Origin of the sequence: Flavobacterium agricola (assembly GCF_025919725.1) — a bacterium.
In the GTDB taxonomy this organism is placed as follows: Bacteria; Bacteroidota; Bacteroidia; order Flavobacteriales; family Flavobacteriaceae; genus Flavobacterium; species Flavobacterium agricola.
Genome location: NZ_CP081495.1, coordinates 2,588,795 through 2,606,697, shown reverse-complemented (window position 1 = coordinate 2,606,697; position 17,903 = coordinate 2,588,795). Strand labels below are relative to the sequence as shown.

At 34.4% G+C, this 17,903-nt stretch carries 12 protein-coding genes, 1 tRNA gene and 2 pseudogenes; 7 read left to right on the top strand and 8 right to left on the bottom strand.

What is annotated here, in order from left to right:
* From hemW to K5I29_RS12860, 3 genes are read left to right on the top strand one after another with little or no spacing between them, the layout of a single operon-like run.
* Positions 1-1,128: a radical SAM family heme chaperone HemW gene (gene hemW, locus K5I29_RS12870; protein WP_264433760.1), complete on the top strand. Its 1,128-nt coding sequence runs from the start codon at positions 1-3 to the stop codon at positions 1,126-1,128.
* The gene (locus tag K5I29_RS12865; protein WP_264433759.1) at positions 1,128-1,895 is read left to right on the top strand and encodes a cyclase family protein; all 768 of its coding nucleotides are present in this window, start codon (positions 1,128-1,130) and stop codon (positions 1,893-1,895) included. Before hemW ends, K5I29_RS12865 begins: the two co-directional genes overlap by 1 nt.
* Before the next feature lie 58 nt (positions 1,896-1,953).
* A complete protein-coding gene (locus K5I29_RS12860) occupies positions 1,954-2,478 on the top strand; it encodes a hypothetical protein (RefSeq protein ID WP_264433757.1) in 525 nt (174 codons plus the stop codon).
* Positions 2,479-2,512: 34 nt separating this feature from the next.
* On the opposite strand, the gene K5I29_RS12855 is transcribed toward K5I29_RS12860, so the two are convergent.
* Positions 2,513-3,901, bottom strand: a complete 1,389-nt coding sequence (locus tag K5I29_RS12855) for a dipeptidase (protein ID WP_264433756.1) — start codon at positions 3,899-3,901, stop codon at positions 2,513-2,515.
* 299 nt (positions 3,902-4,200) lie between these two features.
* Between K5I29_RS12855 and K5I29_RS12850 the strand changes: the two genes are divergently transcribed.
* A tRNA-Leu gene (locus K5I29_RS12850) sits at positions 4,201-4,280 on the top strand.
* Positions 4,281-4,371: 91 nt separating this feature from the next.
* Here the strand turns inward: K5I29_RS12850 and K5I29_RS12845 are convergent.
* Entirely contained in the window at positions 4,372-4,869 is a 498-nt protein-coding gene (locus tag K5I29_RS12845; protein ID WP_264433755.1) for a putative periplasmic lipoprotein, read from the bottom strand.
* 43 nt (positions 4,870-4,912) lie between these two features.
* The gene (locus tag K5I29_RS12840; protein WP_264433753.1) at positions 4,913-6,460 is read right to left on the bottom strand and encodes an AsmA family protein; all 1,548 of its coding nucleotides are present in this window, start codon (positions 6,458-6,460) and stop codon (positions 4,913-4,915) included.
* A 122-nt stretch (positions 6,461-6,582) separates the two neighbouring features.
* On the opposite strand from K5I29_RS12840, the gene K5I29_RS12835 reads away from it, so the two are divergent.
* Together K5I29_RS12835 and mvaD are read left to right on the top strand one after the other, a co-directional pair.
* Positions 6,583-7,800: a BaiN/RdsA family NAD(P)/FAD-dependent oxidoreductase gene (locus tag K5I29_RS12835; RefSeq protein WP_264433751.1), complete on the top strand. Its 1,218-nt coding sequence runs from the start codon at positions 6,583-6,585 to the stop codon at positions 7,798-7,800.
* 158 nt (positions 7,801-7,958) lie between these two features.
* On the top strand, positions 7,959-9,041 hold the full coding sequence (gene mvaD / locus K5I29_RS12830) for a diphosphomevalonate decarboxylase (RefSeq protein ID WP_264433750.1): 1,083 nt from the start codon (positions 7,959-7,961) through the stop codon (positions 9,039-9,041).
* Positions 9,042-9,115: 74 nt separating this feature from the next.
* Here mvaD and K5I29_RS12825 read toward each other — a convergent pair whose 3' ends face one another.
* The 5 genes and pseudogenes from K5I29_RS12825 to K5I29_RS12805 form a co-directional block, all read right to left on the bottom strand.
* Positions 9,116-9,898, bottom strand: a complete 783-nt coding sequence (locus K5I29_RS12825; RefSeq protein WP_264433749.1) for a DUF3050 domain-containing protein — start codon at positions 9,896-9,898, stop codon at positions 9,116-9,118.
* Positions 9,899-9,988: 90 nt separating this feature from the next.
* Positions 9,989-11,166: pseudogene (locus K5I29_RS12820) on the bottom strand (acyl-CoA dehydrogenase family protein).
* 77 nt (positions 11,167-11,243) lie between these two features.
* Positions 11,244-11,960, bottom strand: a complete 717-nt coding sequence (locus K5I29_RS12815; protein ID WP_264433748.1) for a tRNA1(Val) (adenine(37)-N6)-methyltransferase — start codon at positions 11,958-11,960, stop codon at positions 11,244-11,246.
* Between the two features lie 52 nt (positions 11,961-12,012).
* A complete protein-coding gene (rimM, locus tag K5I29_RS12810) occupies positions 12,013-12,543 on the bottom strand; it encodes a ribosome maturation factor RimM (protein WP_264433747.1) in 531 nt (176 codons plus the stop codon).
* A 14-nt stretch (positions 12,544-12,557) separates the two neighbouring features.
* Positions 12,558-13,086 (bottom strand): annotated as a pseudogene (locus K5I29_RS12805) (30S ribosomal protein S16).
* A 271-nt stretch (positions 13,087-13,357) separates the two neighbouring features.
* Between K5I29_RS12805 and dnaE the strand changes: the two are divergent.
* Complete coding sequence (gene dnaE / locus K5I29_RS12800; protein WP_264433746.1) at positions 13,358-17,863, top strand: DNA polymerase III subunit alpha; 4,506 nt, start codon at positions 13,358-13,360, stop codon at positions 17,861-17,863.
* The last annotated feature ends 40 nt before the right edge of the window (positions 17,864-17,903 follow it).

Genomic DNA, 17,903 nt, shown 5'->3' with positions numbered 1-17,903 from the left:
ATGGCAGGTATTTATATTCATATTCCGTTTTGCAAACAAGCTTGTCATTATTGCGATTTTCATTTTTCTACTTCTTTAAAAAAGAAAGATGAGATGATTGATGCGCTCATTCGTGAAATTGAATTACGCAAAAACGAAATTCAGGAACCGGTAGAAACTATTTATTTTGGAGGAGGAACGCCGAGCGTATTAACCAATGCCGAAATAGATAAAATATTAGCTCAAATTTTTAATTTATTTACTGTTGTTCCCAACCCCGAAATTACTTTAGAAGCTAATCCGGACGATTTAAACGAGAAACGCATTATCAGCTTAGCACAATCTAAAATAAACCGATTAAGCATTGGCATTCAATCTTTTTTTGAAGATGATTTAAAGCTGATGAATCGGGCGCATAATGCTGCCGAAGCTTTACAATGTTTACAAATTGCAACGCAGTATTTTAATAACATTTCGATTGATTTAATTTACGGCATTCCAAACATGAGCCTAGAAAAATGGGATGCAAACGTACAAACAGCCTTAAGCTTAAACATTCCGCATATTTCTAGCTATGCCTTAACTGTAGAACCAAGAACGGCACTAGCAACCTTAATTAAAAAAGGTAAAATTGACAACACAGATGATGCCGTTGCGCACGAGCATTTTTTACATTTAGTAAAAACCTTAGAAAACCAAGGTTATATTCATTACGAATTATCTAATTTTAGTAAACCTGATTATTTTTCTAAAAACAATTCGGCTTATTGGTTGGGTAAAAAATATTTAGCTATTGGTCCATCGGCGCATAGCTTTAACGGAACGGATCGTTCGTGGAATGTTGCCAACAATTCTTTATATATTCAGCAAATACAAGCAAACATTTTACCAAACGAAGTTGAAGTTTTAACCAAACAAGATCGGTACAACGAATATATTATGACGGGCTTGCGCACCATTTGGGGCGTTGATTTACCTCGAATTGAAGCCGAATTTGGTGCTGATTATTTAGCGTATGTAAAAACAAACGCAGCACCGTTTATTGCGCAAAATAAATTAGTTATAGAAAATAATGTTTTAAAAACTACCTTACAAGGCAAGTTTTTTTGCGATGGCATTGCCTCAGAACTTTTTAGAATTAACGAATAATGAAAGCAACACTTGAACATCAAAACCAAAAATTAGTAATTGATTTAGCTAACCCGCTAGATATTTCATTACCGATTGAAAATACAGCCAAAAACCCAATTGCTTGGTATTTGAGCCAGCCCGAAATTACCCCGGTTGTTATGGGAGATTTTGTGGGCAGCGTTCGTTCAGGAAAATCGGCAACCAACTTTAACAACATTTTATTTAATCCGCATGGACACGGTACGCATACCGAATGTTTAGGACATATTACACAAAACTTTTATTCTATAAACCAAACCTTAAAAAAATTTGTATTTGTAGCCGAGTTAATTTCTATAACTCCAGAATTACAAAACAGAGATTATGTACTAACAGCGAATCAAATTCAAAAAGCTTTAAACGGAAAAAAGCCCGAAGCTTTAATAATTAGAACCTTACCAAACTTATCAGAAAAAAAGCATAAAAATTATTCTAACACCAATCCGCCCTATTTATCTGAGGCTGCCGCTCAATATATTAAAGAAATTAACGTTAGCCATTTATTGATTGATTTACCCAGCGTAGATAAAGAAAAAGATAACGGGGCGTTAGTTGCGCACAAAGCTTTTTGGAACTTAACCAATGTTATTGCTGTAAATAGCGATGCCCGTTGGGATTGTACCATAACCGAACTTATTTTTGTTAGCAACCAAATTCCTGACGGTACTTACGTTTTAAACTTACAAATTGCATCGTTTGAGAATGATGCATCTCCAAGCAAACCCATTTTATATCAAATTTTGTAAGTTAAAGCATTCTTTATTTCGCAAAAAATGTTAATTTTATTACTAAACTTGGTTTGTTATGCGAATATTAAAGAAAATAAACGAAATAGTTTGCGAAAATACGATACAAAATTTGTGCACCCTTACTGGGGAAGAAAGGTATAAAATTGAAGAAGGTTTAAGAGCCTGCATTACTTCAATCCTATATTCGTTATCTAATAAATCAACCGCAGAAATTGAAAGCATTATTAAGTTTAGTACGCAAGAAGAAGCTTTTCCGCTTGGTGCCAACAATTATTCAGCCATTTTAAAAACATTTTTTGGTAACGATTTAGAAAATTTACTTTTTAATATTGCCGAAAAAACGCATTGCCAAATAGAAAGCATTCATTTGGTAGCAAATACTTCTATTTTAGTAGTTTTAAAAACTTTAGAAAGTTGCGTAACCTGCTATGAAGTTTTTTTTGTTAAAAATGTTTTAACCGAGAATCAGGCAGAAATTAAAAAACACATACCGCCTTTTATAAATGTAAGTACTTTAGAGCAACAAGTACTGTACAATCAAATAACACCGCCCAATGCAAGCAATGGCTTTATGCCTTAAAATAAAAAACCCCGTTTTGTAACGGGGTTTTGTTTTATTTAGATAATTCTACAAAGTTTTTATAGAATAACGGAATCGTTTCAATACCTTTTAAGTAATTAAATACTCCAAAATGTTCGTTTGGAGAGTGAATTGCATCAGAATCTAACCCGAAGCCCATCATAATTGTTTTTGATTTTAATTCTTTCTCAAACAAAGCAACAATCGGAATTGATCCTCCTGAACGAACCGGAATTGGTGTAACTCCAAAAGATTCGGTATAAGCTTTTGCTGCTGCTTGATATCCAATAGAATCAATTGGTGTAACATAACCTTGTCCGCCGTGATGTGGTTTTACAACAACTTTAACCGATTTTGGAGCAATAGCTTCAAAATGCTTGGCAAATAAATCTGTAATTTCTTCCCAATCTTGTCCAGGAACTAATCGCATAGAAATTTTAGCAAAAGCTTTTGATGCAATAACTGTTTTTGCGCCTTCGCCCGTATAACCACCCCAAATACCATTAACATCTAATGTTGGACGGATTGAGTTGCGCTCGTTGGTTGTATAACCAGCTTCACCACTAACATCAGCAATATCTAAAGCTTCTTTATATTTATCTAATGAAAATGGGCGTTTCGCCATTTCATCTCTTTCTTCTTGAGACAGCTCTTCAACTTTATCATAAAAACCAGGAATGGTAATGTGATTGTTTTCGTCATGTAACGAAGCAATCATTTTAGATAAAATATTGATTGGGTTTGCTACTGCACCACCGTATAAACCTGAATGTAAATCGCGGTTTGGTCCTGTAACTTCAACCTCAACATAACTTAATCCACGTAAACCTGTTGTTATAGAAGGTTGTTCGTTAGAAATCATGCCGGTATCAGAAATTAAAATCACATCATTTTTTAATTTTTCTTGATTGCGTTCTACAAACCAAGCTAAAGATGCAGATCCTACTTCTTCTTCTCCTTCAATCATAAACTTTACGTTACATGGTAAGTTGTTAGTACGAACCATATATTCTAAAGCTTTTACGTGCATAAACATTTGCCCTTTATCGTCGCATGCACCACGAGCAAAAATTGCACCTTCAGGATGAATTGCTGTTGGTTTAATGACCGGTTCGAACGGTGGCGAATCCCATAAGTTAATAGGATCAGCCGGTTGTACATCATAATGCCCGTAAACTAAAACGGTTGGTAAATCCGGATCAATTGTTTTTTCTCCGTAAACAATTGGATAACCTGGCGTTTCACACAATTCTGCAAAATCGCATCCTGCATCCAACAAGCTTGCTTTAACAGCATTTGCAGCATCAATTACATCTTGTGAATAAGCGCTATCAGCACTTACTGATGGAATTTTTAACAGGTCAATTAATTCATTTAAAAAACGTTCTTTATTTTCCTGAACGTATTGTTTTATGTTGTTCATATTTATATTGAATAGAAAGTTGTAAAGATAATAAAAACTAGATAACCCCGTATAATTATAAGGTAAACCCAATTTTTGTTGTAATGAAATATAAAAATAACTAATTTTTATAAAAAGGAAACAAATAATCTACTTTTTAAAAACATTTAATTGATTTACTTACAAAACGTTAGAAAAAACTTGAAATAAAAGTTACTATTTTTTTAAATTAAAGTTTGCAGAAAATAAAAATGCTTGTATATTTGCAACGTCTTAAAGGAACAAGAATAACAATGTTTAAGCTTGTTTCGCACCAAATCGCGTATGGTGAAATTGGTAGACACGCCAGACTTAGGATCTGGTGCCGCAAGGTGTGAAGGTTCGAGTCCTTTTACGCACACAAAAAGCTTAATCTACTGGTTAAGCTTTTTTTATTGACTTTACTTGCTTCGTATAAAAAAACCTCAGATATAATCTGAGGTTTTTTTATTTTATAATGGTCTTAACTTATTGCTGTAAGAAATCGTATAAGGTTCGTCTTTTTTATTGTTATCTTTTTTAACATAAACAAACTTATATTTTTCTAAATACTTCGCTTCTAGCAAAGCTGTTGCTTTGGTATAATCATCAGTAATTAAAATATCTTCAGTATTTGGCACCGTCATGTAACCCGCAACTCCGTTAGATTTTAGCGTATATGTTGTACCGTTGTAAATATTTTTTGATGCATTGTAAACTTTTACAACTTCGCCTTTATAACCTAAGGTTAAAAACAGAATCGAAGTTTTATCACTTAATGCCTTATTTTTCTTTAAAAAAGCTTCTTTTGTAGCTTCAGGCACATGTCTAAAATCATCCAAAAACTGAACATTGCTTGGTACTACCTCAACCGTTTCTTCCTTACCATTTTTTTGTATGGTAACCGTTTTAGTTGTAGAACAACTTGCAAGTAAAAGGCATCCTACAAAAAAATAATATAATTTTCTCATGTTTTTTTATTTTAAAAATAAACATAAAAAACGGCTTCAAATGTTAAATAACTAATAAAGTATGCTCTAAGCCTTGAGCAGTAGTTTTCCAAACTAAATTAAAAAAGCTCTTATCCTTGATTCTATCGAACTTCACGTACGTATGTTTAAATCGATCATCGGTATCTTTTTTTACCAATAAATTTCCTACAAAAGATAAAAAGTGATTTTTCTTACCATCTTTTCGCAAAAAAATTACTTGTAATTCTGAATAATCAATCGCAAACTCACCTTTGGCTAACTCATTATTTCCAGAATAATTAAATTTAAGCTCTTTAAAATTACCTTGCGTGGTAACGTTAAAACTTGGTTCGATAAATTTATCTACGCGATTGGCCGGTAAGTTTTCTAAAACACCTTGAATATTAAAATCGTCATTGCGATTTAAAACATTAAAATTCCAAGTCACATGCAAAGGAGCAACTTCATAAAACAAACAATCCACATCAATTAACACATCGGGTAAATGCGTTTGTTTAAATCCAGAAGCTAAATTTTGTATGGTTGCGTTAAAATTACCGAACGAAACAGCTCCGTACAACGGGCGCGCATCTTGCTCTTCTTTATAAACAATGTTCGAGTTGTTAATTGCTATATTATTTACCGATAAATAGAATGGTATTTCACGCAGCATTTGGCTGTACAAAGGTTTGAACGACGTATCGGGCGGTAATCCTTTATCGCGCGAAATTCGCGCATCAATCTGATCTAAAGTTACGCTAGCAATATCAACAAACAATTCACGGTCTTTATTGTATCCCCAATTTAAGCTGTCTAACTTAACTTCTTTTACGGCAACGTTGTAAATATCAACCTGATGGTTAACACGGCTTAAAAACTCTTTTTCGGTATAATTGGGTTTTAAATGAATATCGTTTAATTTTAAGGTAGAAAAGTCGGTTTTAAACGCACCCGTGGTAATGGTATAAAAACGATTCATAACAAACGTAAATGAATCGGCTGTAATGTTATAATCCGAAAACGTAAACGGAATTTTATCAGTCAAGCTTTGCTTAGAAATGCCAATATCATTCAACTTAAAATTAAAATTAGCAACCGTAAAAAAGGGATGCGCAGCATAATCTTTATAAACTTTTAAATTGCCATTGTTCATGTTAAAAACCTCAAGCTTTAAAATTTTGTCAAACTGATCTTTAACTTTAACCGAATCTTTTTTTAACGGATATAACCTAATATCTGGTGTTTCAATATCAAAACCACCAACTTTAATTTGGTTGGTACGCACAATATTTAATAACGAAACGTCGTATAATTTTACTTTATCAATTGTTGCATAAATTCCGGTTTTTTCTCGAGCGGTTGTATCTAAAGGATGAATTACCAAATTTTTCAACACAATTTCATTACTAAAAAAAGAAACAGATAAATCAGAATAAGTAATGCTATAATCTAAATCGTTTTTAGCTAAAGATTCAGGAATTTTAGAATGCAACAAGTAGAAAAAAACAGCATTTACCAGCAAAACCAAAGCAATAATGCTCCCAAAGGTCCATGCAACAATTTTAATTAGTTTCCTTTTTTCAAAACTCATAATTTAAATATTTGTTTGATTAGTAAATAAACTATCAAATAACGTTAATTATTACAAAATACTAACATTAAAACTATAAAACTATACAAAAATAGTAACTTTGCAATTCAAGAATGCAAAAAATGATTCAAAGCTTTGATATTATAATAATTGGAGGCGGTGCAGCAGGATTTTTTACAGCCCTTAACATTGCCGAACAAAATCCAAAACTTACTATTGCTATTTTAGAACGTGGTAAAGAAGTTTTAACCAAGGTAAAAATTTCTGGCGGTGGCCGATGCAACGTTACCCATGCTTGTTTTATACCAAACGATTTGGTTAAATTTTACCCTCGTGGTGAAAAAGAACTAAAAGGACCATTTAATCAATTTTGCTCGGGCGATACCATTGCTTGGTTTGAAAAACACAAGGTTAATTTAAAAATTGAAGAAGACGGGCGCATGTTTCCAGAATCAGATAGCTCGCAAACCATAATTGATTGTTTTATAAACCTAAGTAAAAAGTACAACATTCAAATTATAACTTCGCAAACCGTTCAAAACGTATTTCAAAGCGAAAAAGGTTGGAAATTAGATACGCAAAATCAAAAGTATTTAGCGCAAAAAATTGTTTTTACCACCGGATCAAACCCAAAAATGTGGGATTTATTACAAAGTTTTGAGCATAAAATTGTACCTCCCGTTCCGTCGTTATTTACTTTCAACATCAAAAACAAAAAATTAACCGAGCTAATGGGCATTGCCCATCCGGCAACGGTAAGCATAAAAAACACAAAGCTTGTAGCCAGCGGACCATTACTTATTACACATTGGGGCGTTAGCGGGCCAGCTATTTTACGTTTATCGGCTTGGGGCGCTCGTGATTTGGCGCAGTTAAACTACAATTTTACCTTACAATTAAATTGGATGCAAGAATACGAAACCAATGAAATAGAAAATGAGCTGAAAGAATGTAAGACCGAAAGCGCCAAACAAAACATTTACAAAAAAAATAAATTCAATTTTCCTACGCGCCTTTGGCATTATTTTTTAAACAAAGCCGAAATTGATGCCGATGCAAAATGGGCAGATTTATCTAAAAAACAAATGCAAGCGTTAGCACAAATTTTAACCCAAGATGAATACCAAGTAAATGGTAAAAGCACATTTAAAGATGAATTTGTAACCGCAGGCGGCGTAGATTTAAAAGAAATAAATTTTAAAACCATGCAAAGCAAAATTTTACCTAACGTATATTTTGCAGGCGAAGTTGTAAATATTGATGCCATTACGGGCGGATTCAACTTTCAAAACGCATGGACAACCAGTTACCTGGCAGCAACCCATATTGCAAACAATTAATTTTTATATTTGTAGCAGTAATATTTCGGGCATAAAATAATCGCATTTCCTGCTTTCGCCTTAATCTTTTATTTTTAGCCTCGTAATCTCAGCTTAAAAATAAAAGGATATCGGCTCTATCAGGGCTAAAAGCCAACGTAGCACACAAAATAAAAAAAATGATTACAAACAATTATTTTATTTACACACACAACCAACTTACTACAGCAGCCGGAAAAAGCACTTGGAGTGCACCCAGCAACATTGCCTTAGTAAAATATTGGGGAAAAAAAGAAAATCAAATTCCGGCAAACCCATCGTTAAGTTTTACATTAAACAATTGTAAAACCATAACATCGGTTGCATACGAACCTACAACAGATAATGGTACTTTTCAATTTGATTTTTTATTCGAAAACAAACCTAAAGAAGATTTTAAACCTAAAATAAACACGTTTTTTAAACGCATAGAAAGCTATTGCCCGTATTTAAAAAACTTTCATTTTACTATAAACTCACAAAACACATTTCCGCATAGCTCGGGCATTGCATCATCTGCATCAGGCATGAGCGCCTTGGCTATGAATATTATGAGTTTAGAAAAACGACTAAACCCAAACATGAGTGATGCTTATTTTTATGAAAAAGCATCTTTTTTAGCGCGTTTAGGTTCGGGCTCGGCTTGCCGAAGCGTAAAAGGCAATGTGGTAGTTTGGGGTAAACAACAAGATATTCCAGAAAGTTCAGATTTATTCGGAGTATCATTTCCTTTCCCAATGCATCCTGTTTTTAATAACTTTCAGGATACCATTTTATTAGTAGATAAAGGTGAAAAACAAGTTTCTAGCACCCTTGGTCACGATTTGATGCACAATCATCCGTTTGCAGCACAACGCTTTGAACAGGCACACGTAAACTTAACCCAACTAAAAAACATTTTAGAAACGGGTAATTTAACCGAGTTTATTGCCTTGGTAGAAAGCGAAGCTTTAACCTTGCATGCCATGATGTTAACCTCAATGCCGTATTTTATTTTAATGAAACCAAATACCTTACAAATTATTAATAAAATATGGGAATTTAGAAAAGCAACCAACACACCGGTTTGTTTTACTTTAGATGCTGGTGCTAACGTACATGTTTTATACCCTGAAGCAAACAAAGAAACGGTTTTGCATTTTATTGAAACCGAACTTGCTGCGTTTTGCCAAAACAAGCAGTTTATTGTTGACTACATGGGTAACGGAGCAGAAGAATTATAAATTTTTCTAGAAAATCATCTTTTCTTTTAAATAGAAATAATTATAAAAAAAAATCGACCTTATGGTCGATTTTTTTATGCCATGGTTTCGGCAGTAATATTTTCTAAAATGGCATCCCAAAGTTCCATACGGCATTCTAAAGCTTCAATAGCAACCGCCTCAACTTCTTTCCATTTTTGATTATCAGTTCCACATAAAACTTCTAACATTTTAAATGCCATTGGGCCATGTTCATCGGCATCCAATTCAATATGACGTTCAAAATAATAAATCAATTTAGATAAATCGTGGTTCGGAAAATTTACTTTAAACTCTTTTAAAATTTCGGTAAACATTTTCGGAATCAAATCTTCGCGACCAAAGGTAAAAGCTGCAGCAATTTCGTGTGTTTTACCGTGTTCAATTACATTAAAAGTAAAATCTAAAAAACGTTTAATGTTTGGATGCAAGTTTGCCGTTTTAATGGCCACAAATATGTTTTGAGTTTGAACAACTTCTTGCAAAAAAGCGGTTATTTTTTGGGTAGAAGCACCACAAGCTTGCATGGCATCTAAATACATTTCAAAATGACTTTGATGCGATCCGCTTAAAGTTTCGTCAGATTCTTCGCCCAAAACAATTGCATTGATTAAATAACGCAATTCAGTATGTTCGCTTGCAAACCAGGGTGTTTGTACGCAGGTTAACTTTATTTGTAAAGCTTTTAAAAGCGACATGAAATCCCAAACGGCATAAACATGTCCTTCGGTAAAAGCATGTAAATCTTGAATATTAGTAATTTCGTTATATAACGGGTGTTTTAATAACGCACTTTTGTAACCAGAAATCGCTTGGTTAACCGCTTGAATAGAACTCATAAAACAGCATTTAATTAATATTGTAAAATTAAAAAAGCTTCGTTTAATTAACGAAGCTTTTTTAATAAATATCTTAAAAGATTACAATTTCTATGAAAAGGCAGAAAAACCGGTTACATCCATTCCGGTAATTAATAAATGAATATCGTGTGTACCTTCGTAAGTAATTACCGATTCTAAATTCATGCTATGGCGCATTAGTGAATAATCACCTGTAATACCCATTCCGCCTAACATTTGTCTGGCTTCGCGAGCAATATTAATTGCCATATCTACATTGTTACGTTTTGCCATAGATATTTGAGCGGATGTTGCACGCCCTTCGTTACGTAAAACACCTAAGCGCCAAGTTAAAAATTGAGCTTTGGTTATTTCTGTAATCATTTCGGCTAATTTTTTTGCTGTAACTGGAAAGCTCCGATTGGTTTTCCGAACTGAATGCGCTCTTTGCTGTAACGTAAAGCTGTATCATAACAATCCATTGCTGCACCAATAGCGCCCCAAGCAATGCCATAACGAGCAGAATCTAAACAGCCAAGCGGTGCACCTAAGCCCGATTTGTTAGGTAATAAATTAGCTTTAGGCACTTTTACATTATCAAAAATTAATTCGCCCGTTGCGGATGCACGTAACGACCATTTGTTGTGCGTTTCTGGCGTAGTAAAACCTTCCATACCGCGTTCAACTATTAAACCATGAATACGTCCTTCTTCATTTTTAGCCCAAACAACAGCTAAATCGCAAAATGGTGCGTTAGAAATCCACATTTTAGCTCCGTTTAGCAAATAATAATCGCCCATATCTTTATAATTGGTAATCATTCCGCCTGGATTAGATCCAAAATCAGGTTCGGTTAATCCAAAGCTTCCCAACCATTCGCCAGAAGCTAATTTAGGTAGGTATTTTTTACGTTGTTCTTCGGTTCCGTACTTCCAAATCGGATACATAACTAATGAAGTTTGTACTGATGATGTTGAACGAATACCCGAATCGCCACGTTCAATTTCTTGCATGATTAATCCGTAAGAAATTTGATCTAGCCCTGCCCCACCATATTCTTCAGGAATATAGCAACCAAAACCACCTACTTCGCCCAATCCTTTTACCAAATGTTGTGGAAATTCTGCACGTTGTGCATAATCTTCTATAATAGGAGTAACTTCTTTTTTAACCCAAGTTCTAACAGATTCACGAATTAACTTATGTTCTTCAGTCAATAAATCGTCTAATAAGTAATAATCTGGAGCTTGAAATAAATCCTGTTTCATAATATATTTTAGTTTGTTAGTTTAATACTAAAGGTAAAAAAAAAGTAATGCTAAACTAAGCTATTTCAAATAATTATCTACATTTTTAAATAAAATTCGTGGGTTAAAGCTTTGTATGCATCGGTGTAAACATGACGTTCTAATTCAATAACCAATTCATCAACCAACGGTTGTTGATCAATTCGGGTAAAAGCCAATAAAGATCGTTTAATTTCGGCGGTAGGCGTACCTTTTACACGAGTAATTTTTAAAGGAAATAGATTCACGCTGGCACATAAGGCTATAAAATTTTCTTCTTCTTTATGCGGAATAACAACGGCTAAAATACCGTTATCGGATAGTAAAGCTTGTGCACTTTCGATAAGCAAATCAAACGGCATCGCTTCTTGAAAACGAGCTTGATCACGTTGCGCATCGCCTGACGAATAATTTTCGCTGTAAAAAGGCGGATTAGATACAATTAAATCGTATTCTTCTTCTTCTTCCTCGTAAAATTCATCAGCAAATTCTTCTAAATCGGCATGATAACAAAACACACGATCTTTCCACGGAGAATTTTCAAAATTGTCTACACATTCTTCGTAAGCTGCTTCATCAATTTCTACTGCATCAATTTGCGCTTCAGGCGCGCGTTGTGCAACCATTAGCGAAATTACTCCGGTACCGGCACCAATATCTAAAACGGTGTAAGGATTATTAATTAACGGAACCCAAGCCCCTAACAAAACACCATCTGTACCTACTTTCATTGCGGTACGTTGTTGTTGAATGCTGAATTGCTTAAACTGAAACATAAGTATAAAATAAATGGTAAATAAAAAAGAGATTAAGTTGCCTCAATCTCTCTTAATCTTCTAAATACAAATCTACTAATCCCGGTGGGGTTTTTAAAATGATTTGTTTATTTTCTCGGTCAACTTTAACAAGAAACTCATCAACCATTGGCACTAAAATTTGCTTTTCTCCATTTAAAATTTCGAATAACGGTTGTGCATTGCTATCGTTTACTCCTTGCATTATCCCAATTTCACCTAAACGTTCATCAACAGCTTTAAATCCAACAATTTCATGGAAATAAAACTTATTGCCTTCTAATTTAGGTAATAAAGATAATGGCAAATATATCGCGCAGCCCATCACTTGATCGGCTTCTTCTTCAGAATCAATATCTTCAAACTTAATTCGTAAAAAATCATTTTTATGAATTGAAGATCTTTCTATAAAAAAAGGAACCAAGTCTTTGTTTCTTTCAACAAAGACTGATTCCAAATTTTCGTATAAATAAGGTTCATCAGTATCTAAATACGCCAGAACCTCACCTTTGAAACTAAATTTTTTCGCGATTTTACCTAAATAAAAACAATCTTTTTTACGCATAATCGCTCAATAAATTATGCTTCAGTACCTTCAGCAGTTTCTTCTGTTGCAGGAGCTTCTTCTGATGCAGCAGCAGCCGTAGGCAGCAGCAGCTTTTTCAGCAATAGCAGCAGCACGTTTAGCGCTAGTTTCTTTTTCAGCTTTTAAAGCAGCAGCTTTAGCAGCAGCTTTAGTATCAGCTAAACCTGAAACTTTTGCAGCAACTCTGTTGTTTTTTTCTTCAACCCAAGCAGTAAATTTAGCTTCAGCAGTTTCAGCTGTAATAGCACCTTTACGCACTCCAGTTTCTAAGTGGTGTTTTAACAACACACCTTGTTGAGAAAGAATTCCTCTTGCTGTGTCAGTTGGCTGAGCACCGTTAAATAACCATTTAACAGCTGAATCCATGTTTAATTCAACAGTTGCAGGGTTAGTGTTTGGATTGTAAGTTCCGATTTTTTCTAAGAATTTACCATCTCTTTTAGCGCGTGCATCTGCAGCAACTACCCAATAAAAAGGTTTTCCTTTTTTACCGTGTCTTTGTAATCTAATTTTTACTGACATAATCTTTGTGATTAAATTTGAGGTACCCGACCTCGTTTATAAATATAGGTTGCAAATATAATACTTTTAACCTAATTATTACAACATTTTTTACATCTATTTCAAAAACCACAAACAACTGAATTACATACAATTAAAAATCAAAATTTATAAAAGCCAAAGCCTTAGTTCGTCTGTAGTATTTTGTATTTTTAACAAGCTTTCTTTAAGACCGCATTAGCCAATAATTTATTATCTTTACCTACTTACTTTTACACATAAATTTAAATTCATGTACTTAATTTTTGATACAGAAACAACGGGATTACCTCGCGATTATAATGCCCCTATTACAGATACAGACAATTGGCCAAGATGCATACAAATTGCTTGGCAATTGCATGACGAAATGGGTAATTTAATTGAGCATCAGGATTATTTAGTACAACCTAATGGTTTTGACATTCCGTATGATTCTGAAAGAATTCACGGTATTTCAACAGCTTTGGCACAACAAAAAGGAGCAGCTTTACAACAAGTTTTAGAGCATTTTAATATTGCCTTATCTAAAACCAAATTTGTAGTTGGTCAAAATGTTGGCTTCGATTTAAAAATTATGGGTGCCGAATTTTACCGCGCCAATTTAGATACTGATTTAAACGAACTTCCTGTTTTAGATACCTGTACCGAAACAACAGCTAATTTATTAAAACTACCTGGAGGACGTGGTGGACGTTTTAAATTACCAACTTTAACCGAGTTGCATCAATTTTTATTCAATCAGCCATTTGCTGAAGCCCACAATGCAACAGCCGATGTTGAGGCAACTACGCGTTGTTTTTTTGAATTGATTAGAAAAGATGTTTTTACAGCTGACGAATTACTAGAAGATGCATCCTATTTAAAACAATTTAAAACCCAAAACCCAAAACCTTTTGAGTTAATTGGCTTAAAGCACATCAATCTTAAAAAAGCTTCAGAAGAAATTAGAAAAGAAATTGAAGCTTTACAAAAAAAGAAAGAACCAAGCCAAACTACAAAAGTTGATTTAAGCACACATGCTTTTGCGCACTTGCACAACCACACCCAATTTTCGGTTTTACAATCAACCATTGATATTGGTGCGTTGGTAAAACAAGCAGCTGCCGATAAAATGCCAGCAATTGCCATGACCGATCATGGTAACATGATGGGAGCTTTTAAATTTGTAAGCGCCATTTTAGGACATAACAAATCGGTAGCAAATAGCATTAAAACAGCTAAAGAAAATGGTGAAGAACCAACCGAAACCGAAATAAAACCCATTGTAGGTTGCGAATTTAATATATGCGAAAACCATAAAGATAAAACCAAAAAAGATAACGGGTACCAAGTTGTTTTGCTTGCTAAAACCAAAAAAGGCTACCATAACTTAGCCAAGCTTTCATCCATTGCATTCATTGACGGTTTTTATTACGTTCCGCGTATTGATAAAGAAATTTTATTGCAGTACAAAGAAGATGTAATTGTACTAACCGGAAACTTAATGGGTGAAATTCCGAATAAAATTTTAAACACCGGTTTAAAACAAGCTGAAGAAGCTTTATTGTGGTGGAAAACGCATTTTCAAGATGATTTATATGTCGAAATTATGCGCCACAACCAAGAAGATGAAAATCGTGCCAACATAAGTTTAATCGAATTGGCGCACAAACATCAGGTTAAATTGGTGGCAACAAACAATACGTATTACATGAACAAATCTGACGCCAATGCGCACGATATTTTGCTTTGTGTAAAAGACGGAGAAAAACAAGCAACGCCAATTGGCAAAGGCCGAGGTTACCGTTACGGCTTACCAAATTCTGAATATTATTTTAAAACGCAAGACGAAATGAAAGCACTATTTGCCGACATTCCAGAAGCTATAATAAATATTCAGGAAATTGTAGATAAAATTGAAGTTTACGATTTAGCTCGTGATATTTTATTACCAAAATTTGATATTCCTGAAGAATTTGTTGACCCGTTAGACGATCAAGATGGTGGTAAACGTGGTGAAAATGCATATTTACGTTATTTAACCTATAAAGGAGCCGAAAAAAGATACGCAGAAATTACCGACGAAATTAAAGAACGTTTAGATTTTGAATTGCAAATTATTGCCAATTCAGGCTACCCGGGCTATTTCTTGATCGTGCAAGATTTTATTGCTGCCGCACGCAGCATGGGCGTTTCTGTTGGTCCGGGCCGTGGCTCCGCAGCAGGCTCTGCCGTTGCTTATTGTTTATGGATTACCAATTTAGATCCTATTCAGTACGATTTACTTTTTGAGCGTTTTTTAAATCCCGATCGTGTTTCCATGCCCGATATTGATATTGATTTTGATGATGAAGGACGCGGACGCGTTATGGATTATGTAATTAATAAATACGGAGCAAACCAAGTTGCGCAAATTATTACCTACGGTAAAATGGCAACCAAATCATCTATTAAAGATGCGGCGCGCGTGTTAGATTTACCGCTATACGAATCCGAAAGAATTGCCAAGCTAATCCCGACCATGATGCCGGGGAAATGGAATTTGGCTCGCTTTTTAAAAGAATCTGAAGATGAAATTAAAAAAGCAGTTCGCTCGGACGAATTTGAACCGATTAAAGAACTTATCAATATTGCCAATCAAGGCGATTTAGCAGCCGAAACCATTCAGCAAGCAAAAATCATCGAAGGTTCGATGCGTAATACCGGGATTCACGCTTGTGGTGTTATTATTACTCCAGACGATATTACCAATTTCGTTCCTGTACAAACCGCAAAAGATTCCGATTTATATGTTACGCAGTTTGATAACTCCGTTGCCGAATCGGCAGGGTTATTAAAAATGGACTTTTTAGGACTAAAAACTTTAACCTTAATTAAAGATACGTGCGCCATTATTAAGCAACGCACGGGTAAAGTAATTGATCCAGAAACCATTCCAATTGATGATGAAAAAACATACCAACTTTTCCAACGCGGAGAAACCGTTGGAGTTTTTCAGTATGAAAGTGCCGGAATGCAAAAATACATGCGCGAATTAAAACCTACCGTTTTTGGAGATCTAATTGCCATGAATGCCCTATATCGTCCAGGCCCGTTAGAATATATCCCTTCTTTTATCCGTCGTAAAAATGGTGAAGAACCTATTACGTACGATTTAGAAGCTTGCGAAGAATATTTAAAAGAAACCTACGGAATTACGGTATACCAAGAACAGGTAATGCTTTTGTCTCAAAAACTGGCTGATTTTACCAAAGGTGAAGCCGACGTTTTACGTAAAGCCATGGGTAAAAAGCAAAAGGATGTACTAGATAAAATGAAACCCAAGTTTGTAGAACAAGCATCGGCCAAAGGCCATGATGCAAACATTTTAGAAAAAATTTGGAAAGACTGGGAAGCTTTTGCATCATACGCATTCAACAAATCGCACTCAACCTGTTATGCTTGGATTGCATACCAAACTGCTTATTTAAAAGCACATTATCCGGCCGAATATATGGCTGCGGTTCTTTCTAACAACATGAACGATATTAAATCGGTTACGTTTTTTATGGAAGAATGTAAACGCATGGGATTAAAAGTTTTAGGACCAGATGTAAACGAATCACATTATAAATTTGCCGTTAACGATAATTACGAAATTCGTTTTGGTATGGGAGCTGTAAAAGGTGTGGGCGAAGGTGCAGTGAACACCATTATTCAAAACCGACAAGACGGTGATTATAAATCAATTTTTGATTTAGCTAAACGAATAGATTTACGTGCAGCCAACAAAAAAGCCTTTGAAAACTTAGCGCTAGCTGGCGGATTTGATTGTTTTACAGATACGCACCGTGCGCAATATTTTCATACAGCAGAAGATACCATTACCTTTTTAGAAAAGGCAATTAAATATGGAGCCAAACATCAGGAAAGTGCTAATTCAGCACAAGTAAGTTTGTTTGGAGAAATGTCGGATGTACAAATTCCTGAACCTGTAATTCCGCAATGCGAAGAATGGGGAGCGATGGAAAAACTTGCCAAAGAAAAAGAAGTTGTTGGTATTTACATTTCAGGGCATCCATTAGATGATTATAAACATGCACTAAAATATTTTGCACACAACCGATTTGAAGAACTAAAAGATATAGAAAACCTAATTGGTAAAAACCTTTCTTTTGGCGGTATTATTACCGATGTACAGCATCGTACTGCTAAAAATGGCAAAGGTTGGGCAACTTTTATAGTTGAAGGTTATGATGAAAATTATGAGTTTAGAATTTTTGATGAAGAATATTTAAAGCTGCGCCATTTTTTATTGTTAAACCAATTTATTTACTTACGCATCAATATTAAAGAAGGTTGGGTAAATAAAACAACCGGTAAAAAATCTGATCCTAAAATTCAGTTTGTAAACATGATGTTGTTGCAAGATGTTTTAAGTCATTTTGCCAAAAAAATAAACATTGTACTTTCTATTTTTGATTTTGATGAACAAAAAATTATGGAATTAAACCAATTATTTAGCATTCATCCGGGAAATACGCCGGTAAGTTTTGAGGTTTTAGAAATTGAAAAAATAAAACGTTTAGTTGAAACGCCTTTAGAAAGCGAAACTAATTTAGACGAGGAATTAGCCGAAAATGGTGAAGAGCAAATACAAGCGGTATTAACAGAAGAAGTTGAAGAATTTAAAATTGTAACCAAACTTGCCATGGATAGCCGCAAGTTAAAAGTTGATATTAATCCGCAATTTTTGCAAGATTTAGAGCAATTACAAATTCCTTTTAAAGTTTCTTAAATAAATAGCAACAATAGCAGCATAATCAATTTCAATACAA

Coding starts and splice junctions, on each gene's coding strand:
- K5I29_RS12835 (WP_264433751.1), top strand. CDS start 6,583: ATGATTCAAAGCTTTGATATTATAATAATTGGAGGCGGTGCAGCAGGA.
- K5I29_RS12855 (WP_264433756.1), bottom strand. CDS start 3,901: ATGAACAACATAAAACAATACGTTCAGGAAAATAAAGAACGTTTTTTA.
- K5I29_RS12845 (WP_264433755.1), bottom strand. CDS start 4,869: ATGAGAAAATTATATTATTTTTTTGTAGGATGCCTTTTACTTGCAAGT.
- hemW (WP_264433760.1), top strand. CDS start 1: ATGGCAGGTATTTATATTCATATTCCGTTTTGCAAACAAGCTTGTCAT.
- K5I29_RS12825 (WP_264433749.1), bottom strand. CDS start 9,898: ATGAGTTCTATTCAAGCGGTTAACCAAGCGATTTCTGGTTACAAAAGT.
- K5I29_RS12840 (WP_264433753.1), bottom strand. CDS start 6,460: ATGAGTTTTGAAAAAAGGAAACTAATTAAAATTGTTGCATGGACCTTT.
- K5I29_RS12815 (WP_264433748.1), bottom strand. CDS start 11,960: ATGTTTCAGTTTAAGCAATTCAGCATTCAACAACAACGTACCGCAATG.
- rimM (WP_264433747.1), bottom strand. CDS start 12,543: ATGCGTAAAAAAGATTGTTTTTATTTAGGTAAAATCGCGAAAAAATTT.
- K5I29_RS12865 (WP_264433759.1), top strand. CDS start 1,128: ATGAAAGCAACACTTGAACATCAAAACCAAAAATTAGTAATTGATTTA.
- dnaE (WP_264433746.1), top strand. CDS start 13,358: ATGTACTTAATTTTTGATACAGAAACAACGGGATTACCTCGCGATTAT.
- mvaD (WP_264433750.1), top strand. CDS start 7,959: ATGATTACAAACAATTATTTTATTTACACACACAACCAACTTACTACA.
- K5I29_RS12860 (WP_264433757.1), top strand. CDS start 1,954: ATGCGAATATTAAAGAAAATAAACGAAATAGTTTGCGAAAATACGATA.